The following is a 15263-nucleotide window of genomic DNA, read 5'->3' as shown; positions in this document are numbered from 1 at the left end:
GCAAGCCCACAAGATATTGTGGTTAAAAATCCGCCCCAAACCACCCCTTGACGGAATCGTGTCTTTCAAAGTTAATGGCTGACGTTGCGGCGGCGACTGGACCGGGCGAATTATTGGGGGCTGGTTCCTAACTCGAAATCGGATTTGTATTCAGGGCGATGCACCCATGACTGGTGGCGCCGTGAGGATTTTTTTGCCGATATCGATTCTGCCAAAAAAAGACATGCGGGGACTGGCGGCAATAAGCTGTTAATACTATATTTAGTGTTTACAGCCACCATCACCACAAGATACAGGAAAGACATCTCCGGATGGCACCTCCTGTCAGAGGACAGAGTGAACACTGGCTGCGCGCTTGAAATCGTGATGCCGGACAAAGATTTTTGCGCCCTGTTACGAGGCAGGCGCGCGTCAACGAATGAGGTTATGAGATCATGCGTATCGAACGTCGTTTTACGAAGGCAGGCCAGTCACCCTATGCGGAGATCGAATTCCGCAAGGCGACGAGCGAGATCAAGAACCCTGACGGTTCGATCGTCTTCCGCCTCGAAAACATCGACGTGCCCGCGCAGTTCTCGCAGGTTGCTGCCGACATTCTGGCGCAGAAGTATTTCCGCAAGGCCGGGGTGCCCGCCAAGCTGAAGAAGGTCGAGGAAAACGATGTTCCGTCCTTCCTGTGGCGCTCCGTGCCCGATGATGCGGCCCTGAAGATTCTGCCGAAGGAAAACCAGACTGGTTCCGAGACCGATGCGCGCCAGGTTTTCGACCGTCTTGCGGGCACCTGGACCTATTGGGGCTGGAAGGGCGGCTATTTCTCCTCTGAAGAAGATGCTTCCGCTTTCTGCGACGAGCTTGCCTATATGCTCGCAACCCAGCGCGTCGCGCCGAACTCGCCGCAGTGGTTCAACACCGGCATGCATTGGGCCTATGGCATCGACGGCCCCGGCCAGGGCCATTTCTATGTCGACCCCTTCACCGGCAAGCTCACCAAGTCCAAGTCGGCCTATGAACATCCGCAGCCGCACGCCTGCTTCATCCAGTCGGTCGAGGACGATCTCGTCAACGAAGGCGGCATCATGGACCTCTGGGTTCGTGAAGCGCGTCTCTTCAAATATGGTTCCGGCACCGGCTCCAATTTCTCGCTGCTGCGCGGCGAAGGCGAAAAGCTCTCTGGCGGCGGTCGTTCCTCCGGACTGATGAGCTTCCTTAAGATCGGCGACCGCGCTGCCGGCGCCATCAAGTCGGGCGGCACGACGCGCCGCGCCGCGAAGATGGTCGTCGTCGACATCGACCATCCGGATATCGAGGAATATATCAACTGGAAGGTGAAGGAAGAGCAGAAGGTCGCTGCCCTCGTCACCGGCTCCAAGATCGTCGCCAAGCACCTGAAGGCGATCATGAAGGCTGCCGTCAATTGCGAAGGCGACAATGACGATTGCTTCGACCCGGCCAAGAACCCTGCCTTGAAGCGCGAGATCCGTGCCGCCAAGAAGGACCAGGTTCCAGAAAACTATGTCCAGCGCGTCATCCAGTTTGCGCGTCAGGGCTACAAGGACCTCGAGTTCAAGACCTATGACACCGACTGGGACTCGGAAGCCTATCTCACTGTTTCCGGCCAGAATTCCAACAATTCCGTCTCGATCAAGGACGACTTCCTGCGTGCCGTCGAGAATGATGCCGACTGGCACCTGACCGCCCGCAAGGACGGCAAGGTCGTCAAGACGCTAAAGGCACGCGACCTCTGGGAATCGATCTCCTACGCCGCCTGGGCGTCGGCCGATCCCGGTCTGCACTTCAATACGACGATGAACGACTGGCACACAAGCCCGGCCGCCGGCCCGATCCGCGCGTCCAATCCGTGCTCGGAATATATGTTCCTCGACGATACGGCCTGCAATCTTGCATCGCTGAACCTGATGACCTTCAAAGACGCCGCCACCAAGCGCATCAACATCGGCGACTACGAGCACGCCGTCCGCCTCTGGACTGTCGTCCTCGAAATCTCGGTCATGATGGCGCAGTTCCCGTCGCGCCGCATTGCCGAACTCTCTTACGAATACCGCACGCTCGGCCTCGGCTATGCCAATATCGGTGGCCTGCTAATGTCGTCGGGCATTCCGTATGACTCAGACGAAGCCCGTGCCATCGCCGGCTCGCTGACTGCTATCATGACCGGCATCGCCTATGCGACCTCGGCCGAAATGGCCTCTGAGCTCGGGACGTTCCCGATGTTCAAGCCGAACCGCGAGCATATGCTGCGGGTCATTCGCAACCACCGCCGCGCCGCCTATGGCGAGACCTCGGGCTATGAGAGCCTGTCGGTCAATCCGGTGGCGCTGATCCACAGCCACAATCCTGATCAGGACCTCGTTGCCCATGCCAAGGCTGCCTGGGACAAGGCCCTAAGCCTTGGCGAACAACACGGCTACCGCAACGCCCAGGCGACCGTCATCGCGCCGACCGGCACGATCGGCCTCGTCATGGATTGCGACACCACCGGCATCGAGCCCGACTTCGCGCTCGTGAAGTTCAAGAAGCTGGCCGGCGGCGGTTACTTCAAGATCATCAACCGCGCCGTTCCGGACGCGCTGCGCGCGCTCGGCTATAGCGAAAGCCAGATCGCCGAGATCGAGGCCTATGCCGTCGGCCACGGCAACCTGAACCAGGCGCCTTCCATCAACCCTTCGACGCTGAGGGCCAAGGGCTTCACCGACGAGAAGGTGGAAGCCGTGAATGCCGCGCTGAAGAGCGCCTTCGACATCAAGTTCGTCTTCAACCAGTGGACGCTCGGCGCCGACTTTCTGAAGGGCACGCTGAAGGTTTCCGACGAGCAGCTGACCGACATCAGCTTCAACCTGCTCGACCATCTCGGCTTCTCCAAGAAGGAGATCGAGGCCGCCAACATCCATGTCTGCGGTGCGATGACGCTGGAAGGCGCGCCGTTTCTCAAGAACGAGCATCTTGCCGTCTTCGATTGCGCCAATCCCTGCGGCAAGATCGGCAAGCGCTATCTCTCCGTCGAAAGCCATATCCGCATGATGGCTGCCGCCCAGCCCTTCATTTCGGGTGCCATTTCCAAGACGATCAATATGGCCAACGAAGCGACTGTCGAGGATTGCAAGAACGCCTACATGCTCTCCTGGAAGCTCGGCCTGAAGGCAAACGCGCTTTATCGAGACGGCTCCAAGCTTAGCCAGCCGCTGAACGCCTCGCTGATCGACGACGAGAGTGACGAGGATGCGGTGGAAGAACTGCTGCAGGCTCCGGCTGCCGCACAGGCCGTGACCGTCACCGAAAAGATCATCGAACGCGTCATCGAAAAGGTTGTCCGCAGCCAGGAAAAACTCCCCGGTCGCCGCAAGGGCTACACCCAGAAGGCCAAGATCGGCGGACACACCATCTTCCTGCGCACCGGCGAATATGACGACGGCCGTCTCGGCGAAATCTTCCTCGACATGAACAAGGAAGGTTCGGCGCTGCGCGCCTTCATCAACAACTTCGCCATCTCCGTCTCGCTCGGCCTGCAATACGGCGTGCCGCTCGAGGAGTATGTCGACGCGTTCACCTTCACCAAGTTCGAGCCGGCCGGCATCGTCACCGGCAACGACGCGATCAAGAACGCCACGTCGATCCTCGACTATGTATTCCGTGAGCTCGCCATCTCCTATCTCGGCCGCCACGACCTCGCTCATGTCGATACGTCGGACTTCAACAATACAGCGCTTGGACGCGGCGTGTCGGAAGGCAAGGCGGATGTCGTCTCCAAGGGCCTGACCCGCGGCTACAAGCCGACGCTGGTGCCGACCTCGGGTGAACGCCAGGCAGCCGATGTCAAAGGTTCGGCCACGTCCGCCCCTGCTCGTGCCTCTTCGGGTGCGACGATTACCGCTTTCGCCGGCAATGCCGTGCGCAAGCTCGAACCGGCCAGCGCCATCTCGACCTCGGAAGTCGTCGCCTTCAAGCGTGACTATGAGGAACGCGCCAAGGAACTGGCCGAAGAGATCGCCGAGGAACTGGCAGCCGAAACCGCCGACGCCCCCACCGCCCTCTTCACCGATAAGGCAGCAGATGACGCAGCAACGGCCAAGACGGAAGCCAAGAAACTGGAATCCGAACGCCGCGCCCGCTCAATCATGCAGGGCTACACCGGCAACATGTGCACAGAGTGCCAGAATTTCACGATGGTCCGAAACGGCACCTGCGAGAAGTGCGACACCTGCGGTGCCACGAGCGGCTGCTCTTGATCGATGCGGGAGGTGCGGCGTCTAGTCAGCCATTGATTTTGACGCACAGCCACTGAAATGACGCAGCATCCGATATGGCCGCCTCCCCGAGGCGGCCATATCGCAGTCTTGGGGTATAAATATTTTGGGCTCGCAGCCCGAGATCGTGTTCGATACACCGCCTATTGCAACTGCAACCAACGCAGGCGACTGATCAGCCGAACCGTGACCAGGAATGCCGCAGCGTAGACCAACGCGCCGGCACAGATCTGGAGGACGACCACCGCTTGCCAGGGTAATTCTCCGGCAAGATGTTGCCGGGTAAAAAACACCGTCACAACCATCAGCAGATTCGCAGGCACGATCAGCAGTATCACGCCTTTCCCGATCTTGAACCAATCCACGCCGGCAAACTTCGACTGCAATCTGATGGAGGTCGCCAGCGCGAAGGCTGCCGTGAAACACTGAGCGACGGCCAGCTGCCAAAGCCCAAACCGGGCAACCGCGATGGTAACAGCGAGCGAGACGCCGACGTTCAACAGTGTAATAGGAAGCCGACGTCCGATGTGTCCAACGATGGATAGTGACGCCTCGTTGATATAGCCCGGCGAGAGCAATAGCTGCCGCAGGCACAGGAAAGGTATTATCGAAGCCGCGGGCATCCATACGTCGCCGAGGACCAGCCGTACAGCAACGTCGGATATCTGTGCAAGCCCCAGGTACATTGGCGCGGCTACTGCAAGAAGGACGAGCAGGAAACGGACACCGGCACGGCCAGCCGATGGCCCCGATGCGCCAGGTTGCCGGTGAGCTTTCCGAAAGGCTACCCAGCTTAAAGATCGTGCGGGCTCTCCCAGAAGTTCAGAAACCGCGGCAACGATACGCTCAGCTGCACGGTAGAAACCGGCATCCGCAATTCCAAGGAAGCTTCCGACTACCAGCGTGCCCGAATACGAACCGACAAAAACGACCAACCGATTGCCGACGATCTGCCAGGAAAACGCGATGACGTCGGCCAGCATGGACCTTGTCAAACGCAAGCGCGGCAACCGCATCGCAACAAGGATCGAGCCACTGAGCAGCACGATCTGGCAAACGATCTTGCTCGTCGCCAGTGCCGATGCATCTCCATGAAGTTTGAGCAGCGCTACCGCTGCACCCAGTCCCACTAACTCAGCGAGGATTCTAACGATCGCCCGCTGGCGCAAGCGGCCGCGAACGACCAGCACGCCATCGAAAGTCACTGTCAGAGCGGCGGGCAGCATCCAGCAACTGAACAATGCAAGCAGAGCGCTTTGCGCTAAATTGCCCGTAAGGGCGTAGAACGCGACGGCTGCGATCACGCCGGCCGCCGTGAAGAGACAGCCGCTAAGAAGGGATATAGTGGCGACCTGATTGAAGCTTTCCTCGTCGTCGCCATTTTTCATTATGAATTCCGCCCACCCCCCTTCCGCGACCACCACCATTAGGACGGCAATGGCGGAAACGAAGGCAAAGAGCCCGAACTCTCCCGGGCTCAGCACGCGCGCCGCGAGGAAGAATGTCGCGATTTGGGAAATCTGCGAAACAACCTTCGCGATAACGATCCAGATCCCATCGGTCATCATCGCCGGTATGAAACGGACCCTCCCCGCCACGATAGATTGCGGCCGGTTTCGACCATCTTCGGCATTCATGTCTTCGACAGGTGACAGCATCGTCCACGATCCATATTGGTGGGTCGTCGGCTGCGATCTAGCGGCCGGACCCGGTCACTGGTGGCTATTGATCTCCGCAGCGGAAGATGACGGAATATCGCCAAGTCCAATCGGGCTCGCTGCGATCCAGAGGCTCCCGCGCCCAACGTAGCCACGGCCAACCCTTCTTCGCCGCCTCAGTCGCCCATATCTCGTCCTGGCCCGCCAGCACGGGCCGGAAGCCCGATGCCTTCAAAATCTTTGTCTTGATGTCCAGATCGATCCCGTCGACGATCAGATACCCACCGGGAGCAACGAGCTTCGTCATGTTGCGGAGACACCGTTCCGCCAACGGATCCTCCATCGGCCCCATGAAATTGTTCGCGAGCAGGAAATCCTGCCGCCCGATCAGCTCCAACAGCCTGCCGTCCGTGGCGTCAGCCGTGAGCCAAGTGACGCCTTGCCTGAGCTGGTCCCTTACGCGCAGCGATCCGTCCGGGAGAGGCTCTAGGATTTCGATGAGCGAGGGCACATCGGAACTTTCGACTTCTGGCCTTCCCGCCGCGTAAAAACTGCCCTCGGCCGACGGAATATCCGGGCGGTAAACACCTCTCTTTGCTACCTCGACAACCGCGCTCGATATGTCCGCTCCACACGCTATGAGGTTCAGATCGCCTCTTTCTTTTTTGATGGCATGGAGCGCCGAATACAGTTCTGCTCCGGTGCTACATCCGATCGATGCGATCTTGATACCGCCTTCGCCAGGATATTTCGACGCGAGTGCTCCAATGACCGCCAAGAGGGGCGGATTCCGCATGAATTGCGTGTAGTGCGTTTGAACACGCTCGCTATTCCGGCTGAACCTGCGATAGATGTATCTTCCGGCGCGGAACATCAGTGGGGTTCTCCGTATGCGGCTCGGGATAGTCTCCCAGAATGCGCGGAAAACGCGACGTGGCGCCTGGCGAAGCGTGTTGAAACCATTGATGGCGGTCGGCATCTAAAACTCCTTCAAACGTGCCGCCGATTCCCATGGAGATCAGGCCGGCAACCAACTTGAGTGGATTGGGGACGAGAATTCGCAATCAGCCAGTCTGGTTTGCCCTGCAGTCGACGGTATGCTGGAAACTTGTGCAAACCAGCCTCGCTGAGCCAGGTTAAATCCCGCTGCGGAGGTGGTGCACGTGAGCACCGGTTTCGGGTTTCATGTGCGATCGGAGGAAAAAGCGGTCCTGCCGAAACGCCTGTCGACGGCCGAAAAAGCCTGGCTGTCTCAGGCAAGGCGTTTTGGCGGACGCTGAAGGTCTTGCGGGTCGGCGGGAGAAAGCGTGGGCCACCGTGGCACAGAGAATATCCGAACGATGCCTGGCGCCGGAATGACGAGCGGCGAACTAATGGCGCCGAAGACAGAACAGCCGGCGCGACAACATCTGTGATGGTGTTTGTGACTGTGTTTGTGACCGTCGGTCAGCTGCGGCTTCTGTTTGATGCCGGCGTCCAGGTCAATCTGGGCGCAATTGTCTGAAACGCCCGGCAACGCGCCCGATGCGATTATCGCATTCAGTTCATGATATCCGGCTCCGGATGGAACGTCCGGGACGTGCATGGCAAGCGCCATGACCGCTAGAAATGCGGCCAGCATCATCAGCTTCTTAGCCATGGCGATCCGGAGAGTCTTCATATTTGGATTTTAGACTCCACCACCCCTCGGCTCAATTCGACAAACAAGGTCAGCACCACGGACCAAAGGGAGTAATTGCCTACCAAAGACGGCGGCATGACTTGTGCTTCGTTCGTCGTCCAGCCCCCGGACAATTTGCAGCCTATACCCTTCACCTATAGTCTCGATTGCCGATATCGATTTTCGAGAGTGTCTCTGTTGATGGGCGTGAATGGAATATCAGAAGGCCAGGGAGCTGTTTCGTGAAGTCGTCGGAAGCTGTTCATGAAGAAGCGGTCGCCCATGGAAATGGAACGCCCGGCGAGGTCTTCTCCGCCTTCCTCAAGCTCGGCCTGACATCTTTCGGCGGGCCGATCGCCCATCTCGGCTATTTCCGGGACGAACTGGTCGCACGCCGCAAATGGCTTGACGAGGACGGCTTTGCCGACCTTGTGGCGCTCTGCCAGTTTCTCCCAGGCCCGGCATCGAGCCAGCTTGGCTTCGCGCTCGGACTTCTCCGCGGCGGGCCGCTTGGGGCCCTCGCCGCCTGGACGGCCTTCACCCTTCCGTCCGCCCTGCTGCTGGTGGTCTTCGCAATGGCGGCGACAGCGTTCGACGGCCCCATCGGAGCGGGTCTGCTGCATGGGCTGAAGATCGTTGCCGTCGCCGTGGTCGCACGGGCAGTATGGGGCATGGCGAGGAACCTGACCCCGGACCGGGAACGTGCGAGTATTGCGCTCTTAGCAGTCCTTATCGTCGTCTTTGCTCCGGGATCGGTCGGACAGGTCGCGGCTATCGCATTTGGCTCGCTCAGCGGCTTCATTCTGTCCCGCAGCGGTTCCGTCACGAACTCCACGTACTTTGCCTTCCGCGTTTCGCGCCACGTCGGCATAACAAGCCTTGCCGCATTCTTCCTGTTGCTTGGCCTTTTGCCGATCATTGCCTCTGCGACGGCATCCCAGGGCTTGTCGATGTTCGACGCCTTCTACCGCTCCGGCTCTCTCGTCTTCGGGGGCGGACACGTCGTGCTGCCGTTGCTTCAGGCGGAGGTCGTCAAACCCGGCTGGGTGACGAACGACGCCTTCCTTGCCGGCTATGGCGCGGCCCAAGCGGTTCCCGGACCGCTCTTCACCTTCGCCGCCTATCTCGGTGCTGTCATGGGACCAACCCCGAACGGCATCCTTGGCGCCGCCATCTGCCTCGTCGGTATCTTCCTGCCCGGTTTCTTGCTGCTCATCGGCGCCCTGCCCTTCTGGGACAGCTTCCGCAAACGTCCCCTGGCGCAGGCAGCGATGCGAGGCGCGAATGCGGCAGTCGTTGGCATTCTCGGGGCCGCGCTTTATAGCCCGGTCTGGACGAGCGCCATCCTCAATCCTTACGATTTCGCGTTGGCGTTGATCGGCTTCGTCCTCCTCACCGTCTGGAAGGCACCGCCATGGGTGGTCGTCGTCCTGCTCGCGGCAGCCGGTACTCTGCTGCATCTCATGTGAGTTCGGGTTCTGGGTCGGCGAGAACATCCGTCCCGCCATGATCATGATGCGCAGTCGATCGTGGCCTTCCAGCCAGGCGAGCTCATCCTCGGACAGCTCGGAAAACCTGGGGAGCGGCACCTTGGCCGTTCTAGCGCGTTATCTCCGCATCCTTTGCCTTCCACAATCCGCAAAAAGGAAGCGGCAATGAGTGAGATCGACAGCAAGGATTTCGTTCTTGCAGGCGTCGTCATGAAATGCCTGTCATTCGGAGGGCAAACCGCAGGGCAATTTTGCCTCTTGGAGAATAAAAGCAGCGGAAACACAAGGACGCCGATCGAAGTCCACGCCAAGGACGACGAGACAGTCTACATCATCGAAGGCGAGATGACCGCGGTGCTCGACGGCAAGCCTTGGCGCCTGGCTGCCGGCGACGGCATCTTCCTGCCGCGCGGCATTGCATTCCGCACCAGCTTATGAACACGTGCAGCAATCCCAGCAAATACGTCTTGATCGGGACCCCTGCTCTATTCGACCGGTTTCTGGAGCTAGATGGCCACGAGCTTCAGCCGGACGAAGTCGCCGGACCACCGATGCCGGAGGAGATCGAGCATCTCCGCGAGGCCGCGCCAAAGTTCGGCCATCACGTCGCTCCCGGATTGGCCACCGCCCAAATGAGGCGGTAGTCATCGGCGGTGAGAAGCCTCTCATCGGCTGTTAGAAGAGGCGCGGCCAGGCGGCGTTGGATCAATGGTGCGGATGCATGCACTGCCCGTGATCGGCGAGGACCTCGATCACCCGGCATCGGTCGACACGGCCATGACCGCAACCTTCGACCATCACCTCCAATTCGGTCCTTAGTGCCGTCAGGCTGCGAATTCGCTGCTCGACTTCGATCAGCCGCGCCTTGGCTATCGCGTCGGCGGAGGCACACGATTGATTGGGATCGTCCTGCAGAGCCAGAAGCGTGCGAATCGCCTCGACTTCGAAGCCGAGTTCGCGGGCATGACGTATGAAAGCCAGCCGGTGTAGATGCGACGGCTCGTAGGAGCGCTGATTGCCCTCGCTGCGCTCCGGTTCTGCCAGAAGCCCAATACTCTCATAATAGCGGATCGTCGGCACTTTCACGCCGCTTCGCCGCGCCGCTTCGCCAATCGTGATCTTTTTCATGATTATCCTCTTGCACCTCTAGTCGCTAGAGGATGTAGGGAAGATGCCTCGGTTTGACAAGGAAACGGATCATGGCAGCGGCGACACAGACGCGATATCGAGTTGGCGGCATGGATTGCGCGTCATGCGCGGCCAAGATCGATACGGCCGTGAGGCGCATGCCAGGCGTCGAAGATGTGTCCGTTTCGGTAACGGCCGGAACTATGACCGTGCACCATGACGAGACTACCAGCAGCCTCACGGCGATCGAAAAGAGGGTGATCGGCCTCGGCTACTCCGTAGCACCGCTGGCCGGCAAGACTGAGCCGACGCCCACCGAACATCGGCACGGCGATTATCGTCATGAGCACTATCACGATCATAGCGCCCACGATCATTCGACGCACGATCATGCCCATCATGATCATCACCAGCATACCGAAAAAGAAATCGAGGGGCTGCACGGTCATGACCGTGCGCCCATAAATGGCCCTTGGTGGGCCAGCAAGAAAGGCCGGCTGACGATCATGTCGGGCGCAGCAATGGTCGCCGCCTATGCCGCCGGCCATCTCGTGCCCTCGATCGCACCTTATGCCTTCATCGTCGCCATGCTAGTCGGTCTCGTGCCGATCGCGCAGCGCGCCGTCATGGCGGCATTGGCGGGCACGCCGTTCTCCATCGAGACGCTGATGACAATCGCCGCCGTGGGCGCGGTCATCATCAATGCGGGCGAAGAGGCGGCGACAGTTGTCTTTCTCTTCCTCGTCGGCGAGCTGTTGGAAGCCGTCGCTGCCGGAAAGGCGCGGGCGAGCATCCAGTCGCTTATGACCCTGGTTCCGAAGACCGCGCTGGTGGAGGAGAATGGCCAGACCCGCGAAGTCCAGGCCGAGAGCCTAGGCGTAGGTGCGGTTATTCTTGTGCGTCCTGGTGACCGCATCGCCGCAGACGGTGTGATCGTCGAAGGCGAGAGCTCCATCGACGAGGCGCCAGTCACCGGCGAGAGCACACCCGTGCGCAAGAACGTGGATGCCAAGGTCTTTGCCGGCACCATCAACACCGACGCCGTGTTGCGCGTCAATGTCACCGCCGCTGCGGCCGACAACACGATTGCCCGTGTGGTTAAGCTTGTCGAGGAGGCGCGGGAATCCAAAGCTGCGACGGAACGTTTCATCGACCGTTTCTCGCGCTACTACACGCCGGGCGTTGTCGTCGTCGCAACCCTCGTCGCGGTGACGCCGCCGCTCGCGACAGGGGCAAGCTGGCTGGAATGGATATACAAGGGTCTGGCCATCCTGCTCATCGGCTGCCCGTGCGCCCTGGTGATCTCAACCCCCGCGGCCATCGCGGCGGCTCTGTCCGCCGGTGCTCGCAGCGGTCTGTTGCTGAAGGGCGGCGCCGTTCTGGAAACCATGGGCAAAGTGACGACTGTCGCGTTCGACAAGACCGGGACATTGACAGAAGGTAAGCCGAGAGTGACGGATATCGTTGGCTTCGGCTACTCCGAGGCCCAGGTACTGTCACGAGCGGCCGCGCTGGAAAACGGTTCGAGCCATCCGCTTGCCGTCGCGATCCTGGAACGGGCGAAAGCCGATCGTGTTCCGATGCCGCCTGCGACCGAAGCCAGGGCCTTGCCGGGCAAGGGCGTCAACGGACGGGTTGGTGGCGAGACCATGTCGCTTCTCTCCCCGCAGGCGGCGCGGGAAATCGAACCGTCCTCTTCCGAACAGGATGCCCGGATCGAGGCGATGAACGACGAGGGCAAAAGCGTCTCCGTGCTTGTGATCGAGGGTAAGCTCGCCGGCCTTATCGCCATGCGCGACGAGCCCCGTACCGATGCACGCGCCGGGATCGAGGCGCTGCGGAAGGCTGGTGTCGGTTCCGTCATGCTAACCGGCGACAACGCCCGCACGGCCGATACCATTGCGAAGGGTCTCGGCATTAAGCCGCGCGCGCAGCTCCTGCCGGAGGACAAGCAGCGCATCGTGCGCGAATTGCAGGCGCAAAAGCAGATAGTCGCCAAGGTCGGCGATGGAATTAACGACGCGCCCGCGCTGGCGGCCGCCGACGTCGGCATTGCCATGGGCGGTGGCACTGACGTGGCGCTGGAAACGGCGGATGCGGCGGCTCTCCACGGACGCGTGATCGATGTCGCCAACATGGTCGTCCTGTCCCGAACGACGATGAACAACATCCGCCAGAACGTCAGCATGGCGCTTGGCCTGAAAGCGGTGTTCCTGGTGACCACGATCGCAGGCATCACCGGCCTTTGGCCGGCGATCCTGGCCGATACCGGCGCTACCGTGCTAGTCACCGCGAATGCAATGCGACTGCTGAGGTGGAAAGGCGTGTTCAGCGCACGATAAGTGGCGGCCGGACGGGGGTAACGGCTTTCTCCGCAACCTCTTCTTAAGCTCCCAACGAGATGGGCCAAGGCTCAGATATCCGGAATTTGGCAGCAACTGCCACCAATCGTAGGTTCTCCCCCATGGCGCCTTCGCGTCAACAGTAGCTATACTGTGATTTTGAATCCATCTCCGTAGACGCCGCCTGTTTGGTTCGCAACAAGCGACTGACGCGCTCGCTCTCACAGGTGCTTCACTACCGCTGACCCAAGCTACAGACGAGCTCCTCCGGTTGCGTCGATCACTTGTCCCGTCGTCCAGCGCGCCTCATTAGAGGCCAGGAAGGCTATGATGTCGGCAACATCATTCGGTTGGCCGACGCGCGCGAACACCGAAAGTGCTTCCGCTTGAGCCCGCGCTTCCGGGATTGTGAGCTACGATGCGTTCATTGCGGTGTCGGTAACGCCGGGCATGACAGTGTTCACCGTGATGCCGCGGCGACCAAATTCAGGCGCGAGCGCCAAGATCAGAGTTTCGACCGCGCCCTTCGATGCAGCATAGGCTGGATGAGTCGGGGCCGCGACGCGCGTGTAGCCCATTGAGATGTTGATGATACGTCCGTTATCGCGAATATGATCGGCAGCCGCCTGAATGAGAAAGAAAGGCGCCTTTATGTTGACGGCCATGATCTCATCGAACACAGATTCACTTGTTTCCATCAAGGAGGCCGCAGGCGCAATGCCTGCATTATTGACAAGTATATCCAGGGAAGGTTCGCCAGTGGCGGCAATTGCGGCTGCCTTGAACTGTTCCCAAAGACTGTGGAGCATGTACGGAGAAACTGAAGCGCTTGGTCGATCTCGCTTTGCGGGCTTGGCCTGGAGACAATACGGATCGCAAGTCTAGGTGAAGATCGTTATGAACCAGCTCTGAACGCCTAAGGCGAATGCCTCCTTTGGGCGGAAAGCTGACACTAGCGTTTGTTACATAGGATCGGAGATGTCGGTATCGACGACGATTTTCAGCGGGAAATACGGCTGAAAAGCTGCGACAGCGCTTGCGACACATGGCATAAGGGCCTCGAAACTTTTCGGGCCCGCGTAAAAAAACATGATTCGTATTGAAAATATCAGCAAGCAGAACAGCCACCGTATCCTTTTCATCGAGGCGTCCGCGGCGCTCAACAGAGGCGAAAGCGTCGGGCTCGTCGGTCCAAATGGGGCCGGCAAGACGACGCTTTTCCGGATGATCACGGGACAAGAGCAGCCCGATGAAGGGCAAGTGTCCATCGATAAGGGCGTCACCATCGGCTACTTCAACCAGGATGTCGGCGAGATGGAAGGCCGAAGCGCCGTCTCCGAGGTCATGGAGGGCGCCGGACCTGTGAGTGTCGTTGCCGCCCAACTACGAGAGCTCGAAGCGGCCATGGTCGATCCCGACCAGGCCGACGACATGGACAAGATCATAGAACGCTACGGCGAAGTGCAGGCGCGTTACGAGGAGCTGGACGGCTATGCGCTCGAAGGACGCGCCCGCGAGGTCCTGGCTGGCCTGAGCTTCAGCCAGGAGATGATGGACGGCGACGTCGGCGCGCTGTCGGGCGGGTGGAAGATGCGCGTCGCGCTCGCCCGTATTCTCCTCATGCGCCCCGACGTCATGCTTCTCGACGAGCCGAGCAACCATCTCGATCTGGAAAGCCTCATCTGGCTGGAAGAATTTCTGAAGGGCTACGAGGGCGCATTGCTGATGACCTCGCACGACCGTGAGTTCATGAACCGCATCGTCACCAAGATCATCGAGATCGACGGCGGTTCATTGAACAGCTATTCGGGCGATTATGCATTCTACGAGCAGCAGCGGGCGCAAAACGAAAAGCAGCAGCAGGCCCAGTTCGAGCGGCAGCAGGCGATGCTTGCCAAGGAAATCAAATTCATCGAACGCTTCAAGGCGCGCGCCTCGCATGCCTCGCAGGTGCAGAGCCGCGTGAAGAAGCTGGAAAAGATCGACCGGGTGGAACCGCCGAAACGTCGTCAGACGGTCGCCTTCGAATTCCAGCCGGCGCCGCGCTCGGGCGAAGACGTAGTCAGCCTGAAGAGCGTTCACAAGAAATACGGCAGTCGCGTCATTTATGAAGGGCTCGACTTCATGGTGCGGCGTAGGGAGCGTTGGTGCATTATGGGCATCAACGGTGCAGGCAAGTCCACCCTTCTGAAGCTGGTCGCGGGCTCGACGCAGCCGGACGATGGCAGTGTTAGCCTCGGCGCCAGCGTCAAAATGGGGTATTTCGCCCAGCACGCCATGGATTTGCTGGACGGCGAGCGCACCGTCTTCCAGCAGCTCGAACACGAGTTCCCTCAGGCGGGGCAAGGCTCATTGCGCGCGCTTTCGGGGTGCTTCGGTTTCTCCGGCGAAGACGTCGAGAAGAAGTGCCGGGTGCTGTCGGGCGGCGAGAAGGCGCGGCTGGTAATGGCGATGATGCTCTTCAACCCACCGAATCTCCTTGTGCTGGACGAGCCCACGAACCACCTGGACCTCGACACGAAGGAAATGCTCATCCAGGCTCTGTCGCAATATGACGGCACCATGCTATTCGTTTCGCACGACCGGCATTTCCTGGCGGCGTTGTCCAACCGCGTGCTGGAATTAACGCCAGAGGGCATTCACCAATATGGCGGCGGCTATACCGAATATGTAGCACGCACCGGCCATGAGGCTCCGGGCCTACGGAGTTAAGCCGCTTGCGC

General features: G+C 60.0%; 9 protein-coding genes and 1 pseudogene. 5 read left to right on the top strand and 5 right to left on the bottom strand.

Annotated elements, in window-relative coordinates; genetic code table 11:
* The first annotated feature begins 434 nt into the window (after positions 1–434).
* Positions 435–4244 (top strand): vitamin B12-dependent ribonucleotide reductase, encoded by a 3810-nt coding sequence (locus PY650_RS13050; RefSeq protein WP_285879676.1) that lies wholly within the window; start codon positions 435–437, stop codon positions 4242–4244.
* A gap of 161 nt (positions 4245–4405) precedes the next feature.
* On the opposite strand, the gene PY650_RS13045 is transcribed toward PY650_RS13050, so the two are convergent.
* From PY650_RS13045 to PY650_RS13035, 3 genes are all read right to left on the bottom strand, one after another.
* The gene (locus PY650_RS13045; RefSeq protein ID WP_285879675.1) at positions 4406–5920 is read right to left on the bottom strand and encodes an oligosaccharide flippase family protein; all 1515 of its coding nucleotides are present in this window, start codon (positions 5918–5920) and stop codon (positions 4406–4408) included.
* Between the two features lie 64 nt (positions 5921–5984).
* On the bottom strand, positions 5985–6899 hold the full coding sequence (locus tag PY650_RS13040; protein WP_285879674.1) for a CheR family methyltransferase: 915 nt from the start codon (positions 6897–6899) through the stop codon (positions 5985–5987).
* Positions 6900–7172: 273 nt separating this feature from the next.
* The gene (locus PY650_RS13035; RefSeq protein ID WP_285879673.1) at positions 7173–7544 is read right to left on the bottom strand and encodes a hypothetical protein; all 372 of its coding nucleotides are present in this window, start codon (positions 7542–7544) and stop codon (positions 7173–7175) included.
* A 278-nt stretch (positions 7545–7822) separates the two neighbouring features.
* Between PY650_RS13035 and chrA the strand changes: the two genes are divergently transcribed.
* Both chrA and PY650_RS13025 read left to right on the top strand, forming a co-directional pair.
* The gene (chrA, locus tag PY650_RS13030; protein WP_285879672.1) at positions 7823–9049 is read left to right on the top strand and encodes a chromate efflux transporter; all 1227 of its coding nucleotides are present in this window, start codon (positions 7823–7825) and stop codon (positions 9047–9049) included.
* Between the two features lie 186 nt (positions 9050–9235).
* Positions 9236–9508, top strand: coding sequence for a cupin domain-containing protein (locus tag PY650_RS13025; protein WP_285879671.1), 273 nt, complete (start codon positions 9236–9238; stop codon positions 9506–9508).
* Between the two features lie 267 nt (positions 9509–9775).
* Here PY650_RS13025 and PY650_RS13020 read toward each other — a convergent pair whose 3' ends face one another.
* Positions 9776–10198 (bottom strand): MerR family transcriptional regulator, encoded by a 423-nt coding sequence (locus PY650_RS13020; RefSeq protein ID WP_285879670.1) that lies wholly within the window; start codon positions 10196–10198, stop codon positions 9776–9778.
* A gap of 71 nt (positions 10199–10269) precedes the next feature.
* Between PY650_RS13020 and PY650_RS13015 the strand changes: the two genes are divergently transcribed.
* On the top strand, positions 10270–12540 hold the full coding sequence (locus PY650_RS13015) for a heavy metal translocating P-type ATPase (protein WP_285879669.1): 2271 nt from the start codon (positions 10270–10272) through the stop codon (positions 12538–12540).
* Between the two features lie 251 nt (positions 12541–12791).
* On the opposite strand, the pseudogene PY650_RS13010 reads toward PY650_RS13015, so the two are convergent.
* Positions 12792–13340: pseudogene (locus PY650_RS13010) on the bottom strand (SDR family oxidoreductase); the annotation flags it as partial.
* A gap of 289 nt (positions 13341–13629) precedes the next feature.
* Between PY650_RS13010 and PY650_RS13005 the strand changes: the two are divergent.
* Positions 13630–15252, top strand: coding sequence for an ABC-F family ATP-binding cassette domain-containing protein (locus tag PY650_RS13005; protein ID WP_285879668.1), 1623 nt, complete (start codon positions 13630–13632; stop codon positions 15250–15252).
* The last annotated feature ends 11 nt before the right edge of the window (positions 15253–15263 follow it).

Source organism: Martinezella calliandrae, assembly GCF_030272695.1.
GTDB lineage: Bacteria > Pseudomonadota > Alphaproteobacteria > Rhizobiales > Rhizobiaceae > Rhizobium > Rhizobium calliandrae.
Note: the sequence above shows the minus strand (reverse complement) of the source record. Positions and strands in the feature narration are given on the sequence as shown.

What these genes read in the sequence shown, in the direction of transcription:
- PY650_RS13050 (WP_285879676.1), top strand. Translation starts at nt 435, where the DNA reads ATGCGTATCGAACGTCGTTTTACGAAGGCAGGCCAGTCACCCTATGCG.
- PY650_RS13045 (WP_285879675.1), bottom strand. Translation starts at nt 5,920, where the DNA reads ATGCTGTCACCTGTCGAAGACATGAATGCCGAAGATGGTCGAAACCGG.
- PY650_RS13040 (WP_285879674.1), bottom strand. Translation starts at nt 6,899, where the DNA reads ATGCCGACCGCCATCAATGGTTTCAACACGCTTCGCCAGGCGCCACGT.
- PY650_RS13035 (WP_285879673.1), bottom strand. Translation starts at nt 7,544, where the DNA reads ATGATGCTGGCCGCATTTCTAGCGGTCATGGCGCTTGCCATGCACGTC.
- PY650_RS13025 (WP_285879671.1), top strand. Translation starts at nt 9,236, where the DNA reads ATGAGTGAGATCGACAGCAAGGATTTCGTTCTTGCAGGCGTCGTCATG.
- PY650_RS13020 (WP_285879670.1), bottom strand. Translation starts at nt 10,198, where the DNA reads ATGAAAAAGATCACGATTGGCGAAGCGGCGCGGCGAAGCGGCGTGAAA.
- PY650_RS13015 (WP_285879669.1), top strand. Translation starts at nt 10,270, where the DNA reads ATGGCAGCGGCGACACAGACGCGATATCGAGTTGGCGGCATGGATTGC.
- PY650_RS13005 (WP_285879668.1), top strand. Translation starts at nt 13,630, where the DNA reads ATGATTCGTATTGAAAATATCAGCAAGCAGAACAGCCACCGTATCCTT.